The sequence below is a fragment of the Devosia yakushimensis genome, from assembly GCF_030159855.1.
Classification (GTDB): Bacteria; Pseudomonadota; Alphaproteobacteria; order Rhizobiales; family Devosiaceae; genus Devosia; species Devosia yakushimensis.
This window is the reverse complement of the sequence record NZ_BSNG01000001.1, coordinates 2,310,039-2,326,596: the sequence shown is the minus strand read 5'-3', so window position 1 is coordinate 2,326,596 and position 16,558 is coordinate 2,310,039. Positions and strand designations below refer to the sequence as shown.

Genomic DNA, 16,558 nt, shown 5'->3' with positions numbered 1-16,558 from the left:
CTGCCTCCTTCCCATGCTGTGTTGACTTTTCCGGTCCTGCGCTGTTCGTGAAGACAGCCTGGACCGGAGTTTTTTGTGATGGACGCCAATCCTATTCTTGCCGAAACCGTGCGCGGCAACTGGGTCGAGAACCGTTTCCGCGGGGCCTATGCCGTGGTCGATGCCAGCGGCAGAATTATCGCTTCGGCCGGTGATATCGAGCGGGCGATCTTTCCGCGCTCGGCCATCAAGTCCATGCAGGCGCTGCCGATTTTCGCGCGCCATGCCGAAGAAAAATTTCACCATACCGGCGAGGAGCTGGCGCTGGCCTGCGCCTCTCACCATGGCGAGGCCGACCATGTGGCAACGGCCAGCGGGCTGCTGGGCCGAATGGGGCTTTCCGTCGCCGATCTCGAATGCGGGGCCCATGCCCCGACCAATCCGGCGGCGCGCGATGCCTTGCGGGCGGCGGGGGCGGAGCCCAGCGCTTTGCACAATAATTGCTCGGGCAAGCATTCGGGCATGCTGAGCGTGGCTTTGGCCATGGGCGTGCCGACGGCGGGCTATGTCGGGCGCGAGCATGAAGTGCAAAAGGCGGTGCGGGCGGCGGTCGAGGCGGTGATCGGGGAAGAGCTGACCGAGGACAAATGCGGCACGGATGGGTGTTCCATCCCGACGTTTGCCGCGCCGCTGCGGGCCTTTGCATTCGGTTTCGCGCGCATGGCCACGGGGGAAGGGCTGTCGCCTGAACTCGTCCAGGCGGCGCAGCGCCTGTTCGATGCGGCGACGTCCCACCCGCATCTCGTGGCGGGAACCGGGCATGCCGATACGCTGATCATGGCGGCGTTCAGGGGCCGGGTGATGCAGAAAATTGGCGCTGAAGGCGTGCAATGCGGCGCTATTCGCGACAAGGGCTGGGGCTATGCCATCAAATGCGACGATGGCAATGCGGCGGCGTCGCAGGCCATGCTGGCGGGGCTGTTGTTGAAGTTTGCCGAGCCGGATACGGAGCAGCGGGCGGTGTTGGAAAAGTTTGCCCGCCAGACGATCAAGAGTGTGCGTGGCGCCGATGTGGGGGTGTTGCGGACGCTGGTTGACTAGCTCCGCGGCGAACGCCCCACCGTTACGCTATCCACGGTTACATTGGCAAACCGGCCGGCATTGGTGACGAGGTCGGGTTCTACGATGTCGCTCCAGGCCATGCCGACCACGGCGTGGTCGCGGACGTCGGAGATGATGTTGTTGGCGATGTGCACCGCGCCGGCGCCGTCGGCGACGCTGACGGCTATGCCGATATTGCTGGCCTGGATCACGTTGGACGCGATCAGCACATTGCGCAGGAAGGGGCCATTGCCGGCGGCGATGGCAATCCCTGGCACGTTTTGGACCGTATTGCCGGTGATCGCGGCTTCGGCTTCCGCCGCGATGCCATAGGGGCGCGTATCGGGATTGACGACCGATAACGGGGTGATGTTGCGCACGATATTGCCGGTGCAGACTGCGATCTGCCCGCCACTATCGAGATTGGTCATGGAAATGCCGGCGGCGGCGGTATCGACGATATTGTTGGCGATGACCGAGCCGGAAAAGTCGAACTCGGAAAAGATCGCCACCTCGCCCGAGCGCAGGCAGAGATTGCCCGAGACCTGGATATTGTTGGTGGTGTTGAGGCGGATGGCGGAAAAGGCGCAATCGGCAATGTGATTGTCGGACAGGATGACCTCGTCGGCCCGGAACACATTGATGCCATTGCCATTCTGGCCATTGCCGCCGCCGCGCCAGTCGATCTTGGCGATGCGGTTGCCGGTGACGATGGAGCCGTCGGCGCCGGGCTCGCTGCGCCAGACGCGGATGCCGGCATTGCCGCAATCGCTGATGCGATTGCCGGTGACGAGCAGGTTGTGATTGTCAGTGGCGTGGATGGCGGCATCGCCGTGCCGGGCGAAATCGCAATCGGAAACGGTGACACCCGATTCGGCGATGCGCAGGCCTGTGGCGGGACTATTGGTGAAGCTGCAGCGCTCGATGGTGACGGCGAGGGCGCCGGTGATTTCGAGCAGGGCATCGCCCTCAAGCGCGGTGGCATTGCGCGCGTCGAACACGATATTGCGCAGCACCAGATTCGAGATATTGCCAGCCTGGGCGATGCGGCCGCCATTCCAGGAGGCGAGCTGGGTGGCGCCGGGCACGCCTTCGATAGTCAATTGTCCCGGCAATTGCAGATCGCGCACGAAAATACTGCCGGATGGCAGGATCAGTGCAGCGCCCTGTGCGGCGGCGGCATCAAGGGCGGCCTGCATGGCGCGGGTCTGGTCGTCGGGGAAGGCGGGGATGACGCCGAAGTCCTCGGCATGGACGGGAGCTGCCGCATGGGCGGAGGAGGCCATGAACCCTGCGGCGCCGAAGCCGGCCAGTGCCTGGCGGCGATTGAGCAGTGAAAGCTTCGTCATGCGCAGATCCCCCATTCGCCCGGCAAACTACACGAGGGGCTCCAACGGCGCGAAGCGTTTCGGAAGTTATGATTATCAGCCGTTTGGCTTGTCCGCCTGCGGCGCGGGCGGCTATAAGGCTCGGAGAACAAGAAGGGGATGCAGCCATGCTCGTCGACGACAAGATCTATCTCGGACAAAGCACGCATCCCGAATATCTGGCGCTGAAATACGGCAATAGGCACGGGCTGGTGACCGGCGCGACCGGCACCGGCAAGACGGTGACGCTGCAGGTGATGGCCGAGGGCTTTTCGGCGGCGGGCGTTCCGGTGTTTGCCGCCGACATCAAGGGGGACCTGTCGGGCGTGGCCAAGATGGGCAAGGCCCAGGGCTGGCAAACCGAGCGGGCCCAGGTCATCGGCTTTGACGACTATAAGGACGATGTATTCCCGGTGATCTTCTGGGACCTGTTCGGCCGCCAGGGGCACCCGATCCGCGCGACCATATCGGAAATGGGCGCATTGCTGCTCAGCCGCATGCTGGAGCTGAACGATACCCAGGAAGGCGTGCTCAACATCGCCTTCAAGGTAGCCGATGATGAAGGGCTGCTGCTGCTCGACCTCAAGGATTTGCGCGCTTTACTGGTCGACCTGCAGGAGCGGGCCAAGGAAATCTCGACCCGCTATGGCAATGTCTCGACCGCCTCGATCGGCTCGATCCAGCGCGCTCTGCTGGTGCTGGAGCAACAGGGGGCCGAGAACTTCTTTGGCGAACGCGCCCTCGATATCGCCGACCTGATGCGGACCGATCGCGACGGCAAGGGCTTCATTTCGATTCTGGCGGCGGACGAATTGATGCGGGCACCGCGCCTCTACGCGACCTTCCTGCTCTGGATGCTGTCGGAACTGTTCGAGGCGCTGCCCGAAGTGGGCGACCCGAGCAAGCCCAAGCTGGTCTTCTTCTTCGATGAGGCGCATCTGCTGTTTGACGACGCGCCCAAAGTGCTGATCGACAAGGTCGAGCAGGTGGTGCGGCTGGTGCGCTCCAAGGGCGTAGGCGTCTATTTCGTGACGCAGAACCCGGTCGACATTCCCGAGACCGTGCTGGCCCAGCTCTCCAATCGCGTGCAACACGCGCTGCGCGCCTATACCCCGCGCGAGCAGAAGGCGGTGAAAGTGGCGGCCGATACGTTCCGGCCCAACCCCGATTTTTCCACCGCCGAAGTCATCACCCAATTGGGCATTGGCGAGGCACTGGTTTCGGTGCTCGAAGACAAGGGGGTGCCCTCCATGGTCGGGCGCACGCTGATCCGTCCGCCCTCGGCGCAGGTCGGCCCGCTTTTGCCGGAAGAGCGCCGGGCGATCATCGCCAATTCGCCGGTGGCTGGGCTCTACGACACGGTCATCGACCGCGAGTCGGCCTTCGAAGTGCTGGCGGGCAAGGCGCGGGACAAGCAATTGGCCGAAGAGCGCCAGCAGGTGGAGGACGAACGGGCCAAGGTCGAGCGGACCTATCAGGAGCCCAAGGCGCGCCGCGCCTCGACGCGCCAGACACCGGCGGAAGCCGCGATGAACTCGCTGGCGCGCACCGTGGCCAACCGGCTGGGGAACGCGCTGGTGCGCGGCATTCTCGGTGGCCTGAAGCGCGGCCGTTGATGATGAGTGATCTTGCCGCCACTGCGCCGGTTCTGGCGGTTTTTGCCTCTGACAAGGGCCCGGGTGACGCTGAGCGCGCCAGCCTGATGAGCCAGACCGGCACCTATTTTGCCCGGCGCGGTGCACGTATCGTCTGCCTAGTCGAACAGGGGGTGATCCCGGTGCCGCTCATCACCGCGGCGCGGGCGGCCGGAGGCGCGGTGCAATTGATCGCCGATGCCAGTATCGTGCTGCCATCGGCCCTGGCCGGAGTGGCCATGGAGGTGATTGCCGATCGCGCGGAGCGGCTGGCCCGGGTTGCGGGACTGGCCGATGCGCTGGTGGCGCTGCCCGGATCGCTGGCTTCGGTATCGAGCCTCTTCGGGGTGTGGACCGTGGCGCGCGGCAGCGGGCGCAATTGCCCGGTGGTCATGCTCAACCGGCACAAGGCCTATGAGGTGATGCGGGGCTATGCGGCTGATGTGCTGTCGCATGGACTCTCGGGGCACGACAAGGCCGTGCAATTTGCCGATTCCGTTGAGGATTTGTGGAGCCGGGTCAGCCGGCTGGTGGAGCGGTAGTTAGCCGTTCACTTGCCGGATCCCGTGTTCGACGGGCTCACCACGAGGTTGCAACGAGGCGTGATTCAGCCCTCAAGTCCCGGATGCTGTGGTTTGCGGCGGTCAGGGAAGAGGGGGATGACGTTGTCGGTGGAGCGGCGGGTCGGCATGGGGCGGGGGACGACCGTGGCGATGCGGTTGCGCCGGTCGGGGCCGCGATAGCCGCCGAGTACACCGACGACGCTGCGGCTGCGCAGGCGCGCCTGCACCCGCTGCAACAGGTGGCGCGGCGACATCGGCTTGATGATGACCTCGTCGATACCCGCGCTGATGGCCTGGTGGCGCATGGGTGGGGTGATGGTGCGGGTGAGCGCGATAACGGGCACGTCACGCGACACCAGGGTCGTGTTGAGGCGGATGGCCTCGACCATTTCATAGGCCGGGCGGCCCTCGCGATCGAAATCGCAGACCAGCATGTCGACGGGGGCGAGGCGCATATAGGCCAGCAGAGCCGCTTCGCTATCGAACTGGCGGACCTTGAGGCGCGAGTCACCTGCCACCACCATCGTCAACAGCGACGACAGGGCGGTATTGGCGGCGATGATGGCAACAATTTTTGCCGGTTCGGACACGCACTAAACCCCAAAGTTAACAATCCGTTAACACGCAGGAACGCCTTGTGGTAGGGGCCGGTTCCAAAATGGGATAATTCGTAGGGGAAAATGCGACGTGTTCGAGGTGTCCTAATAGCCGTCTGGCGGCAGGCGATATATCTCGGAGTGTGGTCCGCCAGCGGCGCGACACCGCCGCCATTTCGCCATGTTGATTTCGAGGCTGAAGGCATCATCGGAGAGCAACACAATGTACCGCCGAATTGCAGGCTTGCTGTGTGCAGGCATCGCCCTGGTCAGCACCCCGTCCACCGCACAGGACGTCCGCCATCGCGCGATGGAACCTCAAGAAGCAACTATCCAGGCCAAGGCTTTCGAAGAAAGCCTTGTTGCGCTCGGTATACCGACTCGCCTCGACTGCTCATCTGTCATTGAGGTTTTTGCGGACAGCAACGCCGAACAGCGCAGTTTCGGAGCGCTCTGTTCTGTACAGATTGGCGATAAGGCAGCGGCAGACATGATGATTTGCGACGATGCGATGATCGGCACGCTGACGCTCAAAGCATATGGCTTTTCACAGACTGTAGATGAATTGGCGAGCTTCACCGCCGCCAATTGCCAGGGCTGAAAGGCAAGATCTCATGGTTCGACAAGCGAGCCATGAGATCTGTTTGACAGAAGCTTACTTGGCTTCTTCGTAGAGCAGCTCGACATGTTCCCAGTTCACGAGGTTGTCGAACCAGGCTTCGAGGTATTTCGGGCGGGCATTGCGGTAGTCGATGTAATAGGAGTGCTCCCACACGTCGACGCCCAGCAGCGGGTGGCCGCCATGGACCAGCGGGCTTTCGCCATTCGGGGTCTTGGTGACTTCGAGCTTGCCATTCTTAAGCGAGAGCCAGGCCCAGCCCGAGCCAAACTGGGTGGTGCCGGCAGCGATGAAGTCGGAACGGAACTTGTCGAAACCGCCCAGATCTTCGTCGATCTTCTTGGCCAGCGCGCCCGGCAGCTTGTTGCCGCCGCCATTGGGCTTCATCCAGTTCCAGAAATGCACGTGGTTGTAATGCTGGCCGGCATTGTTGAAAAGGCCGGCATTCTTGCCATAGGCCTCCTTGACGATGTCTTCGAGCGCCAGGATCTCGAGGCCCGAACCTTCAAGCAGCTTTTCGCCATTGGTCACATAGGCCTGGTGGTGCTTGTCGTGGTGGAACTCAAGCGTTTCTGCCGACATGTAGGGGCCCAGCGCATCATAGGCATAAGGCAGGGGCGGCAGAGTGAACTTGGTGGACATGAAGGCCTCCGTTTTCTTTTGGGGATTAGACGCTGAGGTAGGTTCGAGAAATTGTATAAGCCGATTATGACGCCACAACAATCAGTTGGCAGGGAAACTGCCTTCCAATCCAACCGCATTCAGCGCAAAAGCATAGCACTCAGCGGTTTCCTTGAGACGATCGAAACGACCAGAAGCGCCGCCATGGCCGGCGCCCATATTGGTCTTGAGGTATAATGGCGCGTCGCCCGTCTTGGTTGCGCGCAGCCTGGCAACCCATTTTGCGGGCTCCCAATAGGTGACGCGCGGATCGGTCAGGCCCGCCAGCGCGAAGATCGGCGGATAATCGTGGGCCGCGACCTGTTCATAGGGCGCATAGGCGGCTATGCGGGCATAATCGGCGGCCGAGGCCAGGGGATTGCCCCATTCGGGCCATTCGGGCGGGGTGAGGGGCAGGGTTTCGTCGAGCATCGTATTGAGCACGTCGACAAACGGCACCTGGGCGAGAATGCCGCCCCAAAGGTCTGGCCGCAGGTTGGCGATGGCACCCATCAGCATGCCGCCGGCCGAGCCGCCCTGGGCAACGATGCGGCCCTTGGACGTATAGCCCTTTTCGATCAGCATTTCGGCCGAGGCGATGAAATCGGTGAAAGTATTGCTCTTGTTCTCGCGGCGGCCGCCGACATACCAGCGATAGCCCTTTTCCATGCCGCCGCGAATATGGGCGGTGGCGTGGATGAAGCCGCGATCGACCAGCGAGAGCGCCGAAATCGAGAAGGATGACGGCATGGACATGCCATAGGCGCCATAGCCATAGAGCAATGCCGGAGCGGAGCCATCGAGCTTGGTGCCCTTGCGATAGAGCACGGTGACGGGCACCTGCTCGCCATCGGGTGCCGTGGCGAAGAGGCGGCGGGTTTCGTAATCGTCGGGATTGTGGCCGGAGGGCACTTCCTGCTCCTTGAGCAGGGTGCGGGTGCCGGTTTCGAGATCCACGTCGAAGGTGCGCGAGGGCGTGGTGGGCGAGGCATAGGTGAGGCGGAACACCGACGTATCGAACTCGTAGCCGACCGACATGCCCAGCGAATAGGCTTCCTCGTCGAATTTGACGGTCTCTTCCTTGCCCGTGCGCAGGTCGCGCACGACGATGCGCGGCAGGCCCTCATGGCGCTCGAGGCGCAGCAAATGATTCTTGATCACGATGGTGTCGAGGATCAGCACGCCCTGTTCGTGGGAGATGAGATCGGTCCAATTTTCGGCGCCGGGATTGTCGACCGGCGCGGTGACGACCTTGAAGTCTTCCGCGCCATCGGCATTGGTGCGGATGTAAAGCAGGCCATCCCGCTCTTCGAGATCATATTCCCGATCCGTGAGGCGCGGGGCAACGAGGCGCGGTTCGCCGCCCAGTTCGGCGTCGATCAGCCAGCATTCGCTGGTCTGGTGATCATGGGCGTCGATGACGATGAATTTGTCGGACTGGGTGCGGCCGACGCCGACGAAAAAGCCGGGATCTTTTTCTTCGAAGATGATGGGGTCGCTGGCCTGTTCGGTGCCGATCGTGTGCAGGCGCACCCGGTAGGGGCGGTGATTGTCGTCATATTCGGTGTAGTAGAGCGCGCTCGAATCATTGGTCCAGACATAAGAGCCGGCGGTCTCAGCGATGGTCTCGGCGCTGTCCACGCCGGTGTCGAGATCGCGGATGACGATGTCATAATATTCCGAACCGGCGCGGTCGGCGGCCCAGGCGAGGTAGCGATGCGAGCGATCATGCTCGGCGCCGGCAAAGCCGAAATAGCCCTCGCCTGCTTCCACATTGCAATCGAGCAGAATGGTTTCTTCGCCGCCATCGCGCGGAGTGCGCACGATCAAGGGATATTGCTTGCCCTCGAGCATGCGCGAATTGTAGGCGAAGGGGCCATCGGGGGAGGCAATGCCGCTGTCATCTTCTTTGATGCGGCCGCGAATTTCCTTGTAGATCACCTCTTGCAGGGCTGCGGTCGGCTTGCCGAATTCGGCTTCGTAATAGCTGTTTTCGGCGTCGAGATAGGCCCGAATCTCGGGGTCCAGAGTCTCGGGCTTCTGCATCACTTCCTGCCAGTTGAGCGCCCGCAGCCAGTGATAGGGGTCATCGCGGCGATCATTGTGGTGGGTCGCGAAGTGAGGCTTCTGGGCGGCGACGGGCGGCGTGATCTTGGTCATTGGCAGGTCCGATTGGAAGGCGGGGCAACGTAGTGCGTTGTGACGTCGGCGGGTAGGGGGGAGATGTAGGGGTGATTGCGGCGAATGCGAGGGGTACCCCCGATCCCGCCTTTCCCCAGAAGTCGGAGCCCGGTGAACCGGTTTAACTTGTGACGTCCCGTCCATTCGCTAAGGTCTGGCTGAACGCGGGCGAACATAGAATCGATAAATGGGGCGGGACTTGGAATTGAACGCGGGCATAGCGCTGGTGGCGATCGCGCCATTTATTGCCGCTCTGCTGGCGCCATTGGTGCATCGCTTTGCGGCTCCCGCCACCGGCTGGTTGCTTGCTTTGGTGCCCGCCGCCATTTTCTTGTTTTTGCTGCAGTTTCTCGGGCCGGTCAGCAATGGCGAGGTCATCGCCACGGCAATCGACTGGGTGCCTGCCTATGGGCTCAAGCTGTCCTTTCTAGTCGATGGGCTGAGCCTGACCTTTGCGCTGACCATTTCGGGCATTGGCGCGCTGATCGTGCTTTATGCGCCGGCCTATCTCAAAGGCCATCACCATCTCGGCCGGTTCATGGGGTTCATGCTGGCCTTCATGGGGGCCATGCTGGGGCTGGTGCTGGCCGATAGTCTTTTGGCGCTGTTTGGTTTCTGGGAGCTGACTTCGGTCACCTCCTTCCTGTTGATCGGGTTTGATCACAGCCGCCAGGCGGCGCGGCGGGCGGCGATCCAGGCGCTGGTGATCACCAATATTGGTGGCATGGCGTTACTGGTCGGGGCCATTCTGGTGCGGCAATTGTCGGGCAGCTGGGAAATCTCGGCGCTGGGGAACCTGACGGGCGAGCCGCTTTATGGCCTGGTGCTGGCCTGTTTCCTCGTCGCTGCCTTTACCAAATCGGCACAGGTGCCGTTCCATTTCTGGCTGCCCAATGCAATGGAGGCGCCGACGCCGGTCTCGGCGTTTTTGCATTCGGCGACCATGGTGCAGGCCGGTGTCTATCTGCTGGCGCGGCTGTCGCCCGCGCTGGGTGGAACGGCGGCCTGGAGCACGATCCTGCTGGTGTTTGGCGGAGCGACGCTGATCTGGGGAGCGCTGGGAGCGCTCAAGCAGACCGATCTCAAGCAGATGCTGGCGCAGACGACCATTGCCTCGCTGGGGCTATTGGTGATGTTGATCGGGCTGGGCAGTGAGACCGCGACAGCGGCGGTGATCGTCTATTTCGTGGCGCATGCCTTTTATAAGGCGGCATTGTTCATGGTGGTGGGGGCCATCGACCATGAGGCGGGCACGCGCGATATCACGGCGCTTGGCGGGTTGGCCGATCGCATGCCGCTGACTTTTATCGGTGCGGCGATGGCGGCCCTGTCCATGTTTGGGCTGCCGTTTACGCTGGGCTTTTTTGCCAAGGAAGAAATCTACGCGGGGCTGAGCGACGGGCCTTGGCAGGATATTTTTGCGCTCGCCGTGCTGGTGGCGGGCAACGCACTGCTTGGCGCTGTAGGCCTGCTGGTAGCGATCAAGCCGTTCCTCGGGGCGGAAGTGACGACGCCCAAAGCGGCGCATGAAGCCCCGATTGCCATGCTGGCCGGACCATTGGTGCTGGGCGCTGCAGGCATCGTGGCGGCGGTGATGACCGATTGGTTTGGCGCTTCCGTGCTGGAGCCGGGGGCGACGGCAATCATGGGCGAGCCGGTAAAAAGCCATCTGACGCTGTTCATTGATCTCAGCAGTATTGCATTCTGGCTTTCGGTTTTGACCTGGGGCCTGGCCGTGCTGGTCTATCAGCAGGCGGCCATGATCCGCACGCTGCTGCGACGCGCAGGGGCCTTGTTATGGACCGCCGATCAGGTGTTCGACGCGGTGATGTTCGGGCTGATCCGCTTTGCCGGGGCGGTGACGCGGGCGCTGCATCACGGGCGGCTGGAGCTTTATCTGGTGACGGTTTTTGCCATGCTGGCGCTGGCTTTGTTCGTGCCGTTGCTGGCTTTGGGCGGGATCGATGCACTATTGCCGCTCTCCGATCTGGGGGATTGGTCAGCGCGACTGGTCTGGCCCGATTTGCAGCCCTATGAATGGGCAGTGGCGCTGCTGGCTGTGATCGGGCTCGGGGCAGTGCTGGTGGCACGCAATCGGCTGGTGGCCATCGTGTCGCTGGGCATTCAGGGAACGGCGGTGGCGCTGATTTTCCTGCTGTTCGGCGCACCCGATCTGGCCTTTACCCAATTCATGGTCGAAGTGCTCTCCGTGGTGATCCTGGCGCTGGTGATGACGCGGCTGCGGCTCGACGAGCACGATCATCGGCCATTCGAGGATCTGGCGCGCGATGGCACTCTGGCTATTGTCTGCGGGGCCGGGGTGAGTCTCGCGCTGATGGTGGTGCTGTCGGGCACGCTCGACACAACGCTCAGCGATTTCTTCACCGCCACCAGCGTGCCCATCGCGCATGGCGCCAATATCGTCAATGTCATCCTGGTCGATTATCGCGGCTTTGATACGCTGGGCGAAATCTCGGTGGTGATGGGCGCTGGTATTGCCATTCTGGCGCTGTTGCGGCGCAGGAAAACCGCGCCGGCCAAGCGGGCAAGGAAAGCGGCATCATGAACACAGTGATTTTCCGCACTATCGCGCCGCTTATCGTCGCCATCATGCTGGTCTTTTCGGTCTATGTCTGCCTGCGCGGCCATAACGAGCCGGGCGGCGGCTTTATCGGCGGGCTGATCGCGGCTTCCGCGCTCGCCATCTGGAGCGTGGCGGCTGGCGTAGAGGCGGCGCGCAAGGCCTTGCGGGTCGATCCGCTGGCATTGGCCGGAGCGGGCGTTTTCGCGGCGGCTTTGTCAGGGCTGGCATCGATCTTCACCAATTCGCCCTTCATGACCAGCATCTGGCTCTATCTCGATCTGGGGGAGGAAACGGTGCCGTTCTCGACGCCCATGGTCTTCGATATCGGGGTCTATTTCGTTGTTTTCGGCACCATTTCCTCGATCGCGCTGGCCCTGCAAAGCGGGGAGGAAAGCTGATGGATCATGCGCTTGCCGTACTCGTTGGCCTGTTCATCGCGCTGGGCGTCTACCTGCTGCTGTCGCGCTCGATTATCCGCATGCTGCTGGGCGTGACCATTTTCGGCAATGGTGTGAACCTGCTGATCTTCACCGCCGGACGGCTGACGCGGGAGGTGGCGCCGATTGTGCCGGAGGGGCTCGATCATCCAGCCGGGCCGATTGCTAATCCGCTGCCGCAGGCGCTGATCCTTACGGCCATCGTCATCGGCTTTGCCATGTTCAGCTTTTTGCTGGTGCTGGCCTATCGCGCCTATCAGGGGCTCGATGCCGACAATACCGACACCATGCGCGTGGCCGAGCCGGAAGACGCGCCACGCCCGCCGCTGAGTTATTGAGATGGACCATTCGCTCTTGCCTCCAGCGATGATCGCGACCCAGACGGCGCTGGCCGATTGGGTGATCGTGCTGCCGCTGGTGCTGGCGCTGCTGGGCGCGGCGCTGCTGCTGATGCTGCGCCATGTGCTGCATCTGCCCGCGCTGGTCGCCGGATTGGTCGTTATCGGCATCATCGCCTGCGAGGCCTCGCTGCTGCTGCGGGTTATGGCCGAGGGGCCACTGAGCATGACCATGGGCAAGTGGCTACCGCCCTTCGGCATCAGCTTCACTGCCGATATTCTGGGGGCCGCCTTTGCGCTGGCGGCGGCTGTGGTGACGCTGATCGTCATCATCTATGCCGAGGGCGAGCGGGGCGAGGAGCAGCGCGGAGACGGTTTTCACGCGCTGGTTCTGCTGTTGCTAGCCGGGGTGACCGGAGCCTTTCTCACCGGGGACCTCTTCAACCTCTATGTCTGGTTCGAGGTGATGCTGATTGCGTCCTTCGGGCTGATCGTCACGGGCGGACGGCCGCTGCAGCTCGATGGTGCGGTGAAATACGGATTCCTCAATTTCCTTGCCACCACGCTGTTCCTGCTATCGCTGGGCTTGACCTATGGCCTGCTCGGCACGCTCAACATGGCCGACATTATCGGCAAGGCGACGACGGCCAATCCTGCTGCGCTGACTGGCATTGCCGCGCTGCTGCTGCTGGCCTTTGGCATGAAGGCGGCGGCGTTTCCGCTCAATGCCTGGCTGCCGGCCTCCTATCACACGCCGCCCGCGGTGATTTCGGCGCTGTTTGCCGGGCTTTTGACCAAGGTGGGCATCTATGCGCTGTTGCGGGCGCTGGTGCAGCTCATGCCCGCCAGCCGGGATATTCTTGAGCCGGCGCTGCTGCTGGTTGCCATTGCGACCCTGCTGATCGCCCCGCTGGGGGCCATTGCCGAAACCAACCTGCGCCGTGCCATTGGCTTTCTGGTGATCGGGGGCATTGGGGGGGTGCTGGCCGGTATCGCGCTGGCGCAGCAGGGCGGGGTCGAGGGCGCGGCGTTCTATGTGTTCCACGCCATCCTGACCATGACCGCACTTTACCTTGTCGCGGGACTGATCGAGCGGCGTACGGGCCAGCGTGACACAAGGCATATGGGCGGATTTTATGCCGCCAGCACGCCACTCTCGATGCTGTTTCTGGTGCTGGTGCTGGCAACGGCCGGCGTGCCGCCCTTTCTCGGCTTCTGGCCCAAGCTATTGCTGCTCGATGCGGGGCTGCAGCAGGCTTTGGCCGGCGACTGGGCGGATGGCGTGCTGGTCCTGGCGCTGCTCGCCAATGCCGTGCTGACGCTGATCGCCGGCTCGCGGCTCTGGGCGCATGTGTTTTGGCGGCAGGGCGCCGAAGGGACCGCAAATGAGCACGAGGCCATAAGCCTGCGCAGCCCCGGCCCGCGCGAGCAGTGGCTGGGCCTGGGCGCCAGCATCGTGCTGACCGCGTTGATCCTGGTGGCTGGGCTATGGCCCAACCTGCTGTTTGAGGGGGCCCGCACCGGCGCGGCCGACCTGGTCGATCCCACGCGCTATATCGCGGCGGTCGGCCTGGCGGAGGCTGCGCCATGAGCCCGGCAGTGATCGTCATCGTCCTGGCGCTCGGCTGGGCCACCATTACCGGCAATTTCTCGGGACTGAACCTGCTATTCGGCGCGGCGATCGGCGCCTTGGCGGTACTGCTGCTGCGCAGCGCTTTCGCGCCGCCCCGCGCCCTGCTCAAATTGCGGCGAATCATCTCGCTGGCGTTGCTGTTCCTCTACGAATTGATGGTCAGCGCCATCCGCGTGGCCATTATCGTGCTGACGCCCGATCTCAAATCTGCGTTACGACCGGCCATTGTCGCGGTGCCGCTGACGGTCAAGTCGGATGCCGAAATCACCCTTCTGGCCAATCTCATCACGCTGACGCCGGGCACGCTCAGCGTCGACGTTTCCGACGACCGCAGCCTGCTCTATGTGCATGTGCTGACGCTATCGACGCGCGAGGCGCTGATCGCCGACATCGCATCGGGCTTCGAGACGAAGGTGAAGGAGGTGTTCGCATGAGTGCGACCGTGCTTTCCATCGCGACCATGATCGCGCTGGTGATCCTGGCCCTGGCGCTGCTGCTGTCGGTGGTCCGGGTGATCATCGGGCCGAGTTTGTCGGACCGGGTGCTGGCGCTGGACCTCTTGACCGTCTCGGCCATGGGTTTCGTTGGCGCCATCGCCATCCGCACCGGACTGACGCTCTATCTCGATATCGCTATCGCCCTGGCATTATTGGGATTTTTGGCAACGGTGGGCTTCGCGCGCTATATCCTGTCGCGCCAATTGCCCCGCGATGCCGGCGCGGAGAACCAGCCATGATCGCCGACCTGATGATCTATCTGGGATGCGCGGCGCTGCTGCTGGGCGCCCTGTTCACGCTATTGGCGGCCATCGGCGTATTGCGCCTGCCCGATCTTTACATGCGCATGCATGCCGCATCCAAGGCCGGAGCCGTGGGTGGGGGGCTGGTCCTGCTCGCGGTGGCGCTGGTCTGCTTCGACGCCGCCGTGGCATTGCGTGCAATAATCGGCATCGGCTTTCTGCTGTTGACCACGCCGGTTTCAGCCCATCTGCTGGCCCGCGCAAGTTATCGCACGGGTTATCATGCGCACAAATTGATGGAAGTGGATGAGCTCAAGTCTAAAAGTGGCCAAACTTTGATGTGACCATTTTACAGCATTGTTACATGCCAATGTTGTGGACGTTGGGTTGCGTACAGCACTAAACGGCACTAGAAATGAACGATGGCAGTGACATAGCTTGTTGCTGTCCAATAAGAACAATGAAAGGTTGAATTATGAGTGACAATACCGGTTCGGCGGCCGGTTTTGAGAGCGATCTGATCGAACTCAGCACCGAGATCGTCTCTGCCTATGTAAGTCATAACGCTGTGAGCCCGACCGATCTGCCCAAGCTGATCGCCGAAGTCCATGGCGCCTTGCGTGCTTTGCAGAACAACGAAGTTCCCGTTGCAGTTGAGGAACTAAAGCCTGCTGTACCCGTCCGCAAGTCTGTTGCGGCCGATTACATTATCTGCCTCGAAGATGGCAAGAAGTTCAAGTCTCTGAAGCGTCATCTTCGTACCCACTACAATCTCTCGCCGGAAGAATACCGCGAGAAGTGGGGTCTGCCGGCCGACTATCCGATGGTTGCCCCGAACTATTCGGCAACCCGCTCGAAGTTGGCCAAGGACAATGGTCTCGGCCGCAAGGCTGCCTAAATAGGTCTTGCCGCACTACACATCAGACGGTTGCCTCGGCAGCATGTGGCCGGCTGAATGGTTTTGGCGGTACTGGTCGGAGTCTTGGAGGTCTCCGACCTCAGACGGCATTTTATTGGCCTCAGGGCGGTAAATGCCGGGACGACCAACAAAGTAAAAAGGGCCGCGCAGCTGATGCGCGGCCCTTTTTGTTGTTTGGGGTTCGGGCGTTTGAGGCTCTCGGTATCCCTCCCGGCGGCGAACGGCCCGACGCAGACCGGGATCATGCTGCCGGACCCGCCAGCCTCAGTCGTCGAAATAGCGTCCGTTCTCCATATCCTCGAGCAACTCCGGGCCGCTGGGTTCCCAGCCGAGGCGCTCTCGGGTCAATTGGCTGGAGGCCCGCGCATCGAGCGAGGCGAAATTGGCCATCCAGCCGAAGTGGGCCGCGGCTTCCTCGCGCGGGATTGAGGTGACCGGCAGACTGAGCCTGCGGCCGATCATGTGGGCAATGTCACGGAACGGGACGCCCTGTTCGGCTACGGCATGGTGGCGCGCACCGGCTTCGCCATGCTCCAGCGCCAGCAAATAGGCCCGGGCAGCGTCGGTGACGTGGACGGCCGGCCAGCAATTGGCGCCATCATCCACATAGCCGGCGACGCCTTTCTGGCGGGCAGTGGCGATCAGCATCGGCACGAAGCCATGATCGCCATCGCCATGAACTGAATTGGGCAGCCGCATGATGCCGACGCGCACATTCTGCTCGACCAGCATCAGCGCGATGCCCTCGGTGGCGCCGCGCAGGGCGCCGTGCCCCGTGGTAGTGGCGGGAGTGTCTTCATTCGACACCTGGCCGGACGGCATGAGGCCGGTGCCCGATGTCACGATAAAGGGGCGGCCGGAGCCGGCCAGCGCGGCGCCCATGGCTTCCACCGCGCGCCGGTCGATGGCGATCGACGCAGCAAAGTTCGAAAAATCGTGGATGAAGCCGGTATGGATGACGGCATCGGCGGACCTGGCGGCCGATGCGAGGGTGTCGAGATCGGTGAGATCGCCCCTGACGACGGCTATGCCCGCCGCTTCGAGAATTGCAGCGGAAGTATCCGAACGGGCCAAGCCCTCTATCTGGTGACCATTGGCGGTCAATTGCCTGACGACTTGCGTGCCGACAAAGCCGGTGGCGCCTGTAACGAAAACGCGCATGGTTTTATTTCTCCTTGCTTGGTGGCAGGAGAGATAGAGTGATGCGG

Annotated in this window: 17 protein-coding genes; 12 read left to right on the top strand and 5 right to left on the bottom strand. The window is 62.6% G+C overall.

Features of this window, described 5'->3' with window-relative positions; genetic code table 11:
- Window positions 1-78 precede the first annotated feature (78 nt).
- Entirely contained in the window at window positions 79-1,080 is a 1,002-nt protein-coding gene (locus QQL79_RS11330; protein WP_284390860.1) for an asparaginase, read from the top strand.
- Here QQL79_RS11330 and QQL79_RS11325 read toward each other — a convergent pair.
- On the bottom strand, window positions 1,077-2,429 hold the full coding sequence (locus QQL79_RS11325; protein WP_284390858.1) for a TIGR03808 family TAT-translocated repetitive protein: 1,353 nt from the start codon (window positions 2,427-2,429) through the stop codon (window positions 1,077-1,079). The two genes, QQL79_RS11330 and QQL79_RS11325, sit on opposite strands and share 4 nt — an antisense overlap.
- A 146-nt stretch (window positions 2,430-2,575) precedes the next feature.
- Here QQL79_RS11325 and QQL79_RS11320 point away from each other — a divergent pair, with 146 nt between their 5' ends.
- Together QQL79_RS11320 and QQL79_RS11315 are read left to right on the top strand one after the other, a co-directional pair.
- Window positions 2,576-4,063 (top strand): helicase HerA-like domain-containing protein, encoded by a 1,488-nt coding sequence (locus QQL79_RS11320; protein WP_284390856.1) that lies wholly within the window; start codon window positions 2,576-2,578, stop codon window positions 4,061-4,063.
- Window positions 4,063-4,623, top strand: coding sequence for an LOG family protein (locus tag QQL79_RS11315; protein WP_284390854.1), 561 nt, complete (start codon window positions 4,063-4,065; stop codon window positions 4,621-4,623). The genes QQL79_RS11320 and QQL79_RS11315 overlap by 1 nt, the downstream gene beginning before the upstream one ends.
- 65 nt (window positions 4,624-4,688) lie before the next feature.
- Here the strand turns inward: QQL79_RS11315 and QQL79_RS11310 are convergent, their stop codons facing one another.
- Window positions 4,689-5,234: a response regulator gene (locus QQL79_RS11310; protein WP_284390852.1), complete on the bottom strand. Its 546-nt coding sequence runs from the start codon at window positions 5,232-5,234 to the stop codon at window positions 4,689-4,691.
- A gap of 229 nt (window positions 5,235-5,463) precedes the next feature.
- Between QQL79_RS11310 and QQL79_RS11305 the strand changes: the two genes are divergently transcribed.
- Window positions 5,464-5,841, top strand: coding sequence for a hypothetical protein (locus tag QQL79_RS11305; protein ID WP_284390849.1), 378 nt, complete (start codon window positions 5,464-5,466; stop codon window positions 5,839-5,841).
- Between the two features lie 54 nt (window positions 5,842-5,895).
- Here the strand turns inward: QQL79_RS11305 and QQL79_RS11300 are convergent, their stop codons facing one another.
- Both QQL79_RS11300 and QQL79_RS11295 read right to left on the bottom strand, forming a co-directional pair.
- Window positions 5,896-6,501, bottom strand: coding sequence for a superoxide dismutase (locus QQL79_RS11300; protein ID WP_284390847.1), 606 nt, complete (start codon window positions 6,499-6,501; stop codon window positions 5,896-5,898).
- An 81-nt stretch (window positions 6,502-6,582) separates the two neighbouring features.
- On the bottom strand, window positions 6,583-8,679 hold the full coding sequence (locus QQL79_RS11295; protein ID WP_284390846.1) for a S9 family peptidase: 2,097 nt from the start codon (window positions 8,677-8,679) through the stop codon (window positions 6,583-6,585).
- A gap of 208 nt (window positions 8,680-8,887) precedes the next feature.
- Here QQL79_RS11295 and mbhE point away from each other — a divergent pair, with 208 nt between their 5' ends.
- The 8 genes from mbhE to QQL79_RS11255 all read left to right on the top strand — a co-directional run bounded on the left by mbhE (window position 8,888) and on the right by QQL79_RS11255 (window position 15,329).
- A complete protein-coding gene (gene mbhE / locus QQL79_RS11290) occupies window positions 8,888-11,266 on the top strand; it encodes a hydrogen gas-evolving membrane-bound hydrogenase subunit E (RefSeq protein ID WP_440588465.1) in 2,379 nt (792 codons plus the stop codon).
- Complete coding sequence (locus tag QQL79_RS11285; protein WP_284390842.1) at window positions 11,263-11,682, top strand: Na(+)/H(+) antiporter subunit B; 420 nt, start codon at window positions 11,263-11,265, stop codon at window positions 11,680-11,682. Before mbhE ends, QQL79_RS11285 begins: the two co-directional genes overlap by 4 nt.
- Entirely contained in the window at window positions 11,682-12,059 is a 378-nt protein-coding gene (locus QQL79_RS11280) for a Na+/H+ antiporter subunit C (RefSeq protein WP_284390840.1), read from the top strand. Before QQL79_RS11285 ends, QQL79_RS11280 begins: the two co-directional genes overlap by 1 nt.
- Before the next feature lies 1 nt (window position 12,060).
- Complete coding sequence (locus QQL79_RS11275) at window positions 12,061-13,650, top strand: proton-conducting transporter transmembrane domain-containing protein (RefSeq protein ID WP_284390839.1); 1,590 nt, start codon at window positions 12,061-12,063, stop codon at window positions 13,648-13,650.
- On the top strand, window positions 13,647-14,126 hold the full coding sequence (locus tag QQL79_RS11270; RefSeq protein WP_284390837.1) for a Na+/H+ antiporter subunit E: 480 nt from the start codon (window positions 13,647-13,649) through the stop codon (window positions 14,124-14,126). Before QQL79_RS11275 ends, QQL79_RS11270 begins: the two co-directional genes overlap by 4 nt.
- Window positions 14,123-14,428 (top strand): cation:proton antiporter, encoded by a 306-nt coding sequence (locus tag QQL79_RS11265; RefSeq protein ID WP_284390835.1) that lies wholly within the window; start codon window positions 14,123-14,125, stop codon window positions 14,426-14,428. The genes QQL79_RS11270 and QQL79_RS11265 overlap by 4 nt, the downstream gene beginning before the upstream one ends.
- Window positions 14,425-14,775: a monovalent cation/H(+) antiporter subunit G gene (gene mnhG, locus QQL79_RS11260; protein ID WP_284390833.1), complete on the top strand. Its 351-nt coding sequence runs from the start codon at window positions 14,425-14,427 to the stop codon at window positions 14,773-14,775. Before QQL79_RS11265 ends, mnhG begins: the two co-directional genes overlap by 4 nt.
- A 131-nt stretch (window positions 14,776-14,906) precedes the next feature.
- On the top strand, window positions 14,907-15,329 hold the full coding sequence (locus QQL79_RS11255) for a Ros/MucR family transcriptional regulator (protein WP_284390831.1): 423 nt from the start codon (window positions 14,907-14,909) through the stop codon (window positions 15,327-15,329).
- 285 nt (window positions 15,330-15,614) lie between these two features.
- Here the strand turns inward: QQL79_RS11255 and QQL79_RS11250 are convergent, their stop codons facing one another.
- Entirely contained in the window at window positions 15,615-16,511 is an 897-nt protein-coding gene (locus tag QQL79_RS11250; RefSeq protein ID WP_284390829.1) for an SDR family oxidoreductase, read from the bottom strand.
- Between the last annotated feature and the right edge of the window lie 47 nt (window positions 16,512-16,558).

What these genes read in the sequence shown, in the direction of transcription:
- QQL79_RS11255 (WP_284390831.1), top strand. Translation starts at nt 14,907, where the DNA reads ATGAGTGACAATACCGGTTCGGCGGCCGGTTTTGAGAGCGATCTGATC.
- QQL79_RS11315 (WP_284390854.1), top strand. Translation starts at nt 4,063, where the DNA reads ATGATGAGTGATCTTGCCGCCACTGCGCCGGTTCTGGCGGTTTTTGCC.
- QQL79_RS11300 (WP_284390847.1), bottom strand. Translation starts at nt 6,501, where the DNA reads ATGTCCACCAAGTTCACTCTGCCGCCCCTGCCTTATGCCTATGATGCG.
- QQL79_RS11295 (WP_284390846.1), bottom strand. Translation starts at nt 8,679, where the DNA reads ATGACCAAGATCACGCCGCCCGTCGCCGCCCAGAAGCCTCACTTCGCG.
- mbhE (WP_440588465.1), top strand. Translation starts at nt 8,888, where the DNA reads ATGGGGCGGGACTTGGAATTGAACGCGGGCATAGCGCTGGTGGCGATC.
- QQL79_RS11285 (WP_284390842.1), top strand. Translation starts at nt 11,263, where the DNA reads ATGAACACAGTGATTTTCCGCACTATCGCGCCGCTTATCGTCGCCATC.
- QQL79_RS11275 (WP_284390839.1), top strand. Translation starts at nt 12,061, where the DNA reads ATGGACCATTCGCTCTTGCCTCCAGCGATGATCGCGACCCAGACGGCG.
- mnhG (WP_284390833.1), top strand. Translation starts at nt 14,425, where the DNA reads ATGATCGCCGACCTGATGATCTATCTGGGATGCGCGGCGCTGCTGCTG.
- QQL79_RS11280 (WP_284390840.1), top strand. Translation starts at nt 11,682, where the DNA reads ATGGATCATGCGCTTGCCGTACTCGTTGGCCTGTTCATCGCGCTGGGC.
- QQL79_RS11320 (WP_284390856.1), top strand. Translation starts at nt 2,576, where the DNA reads ATGCTCGTCGACGACAAGATCTATCTCGGACAAAGCACGCATCCCGAA.
- QQL79_RS11250 (WP_284390829.1), bottom strand. Translation starts at nt 16,511, where the DNA reads ATGCGCGTTTTCGTTACAGGCGCCACCGGCTTTGTCGGCACGCAAGTC.
- QQL79_RS11270 (WP_284390837.1), top strand. Translation starts at nt 13,647, where the DNA reads ATGAGCCCGGCAGTGATCGTCATCGTCCTGGCGCTCGGCTGGGCCACC.
- QQL79_RS11305 (WP_284390849.1), top strand. Translation starts at nt 5,464, where the DNA reads ATGTACCGCCGAATTGCAGGCTTGCTGTGTGCAGGCATCGCCCTGGTC.
- QQL79_RS11325 (WP_284390858.1), bottom strand. Translation starts at nt 2,429, where the DNA reads ATGACGAAGCTTTCACTGCTCAATCGCCGCCAGGCACTGGCCGGCTTC.
- QQL79_RS11265 (WP_284390835.1), top strand. Translation starts at nt 14,123, where the DNA reads ATGAGTGCGACCGTGCTTTCCATCGCGACCATGATCGCGCTGGTGATC.
- QQL79_RS11330 (WP_284390860.1), top strand. Translation starts at nt 79, where the DNA reads ATGGACGCCAATCCTATTCTTGCCGAAACCGTGCGCGGCAACTGGGTC.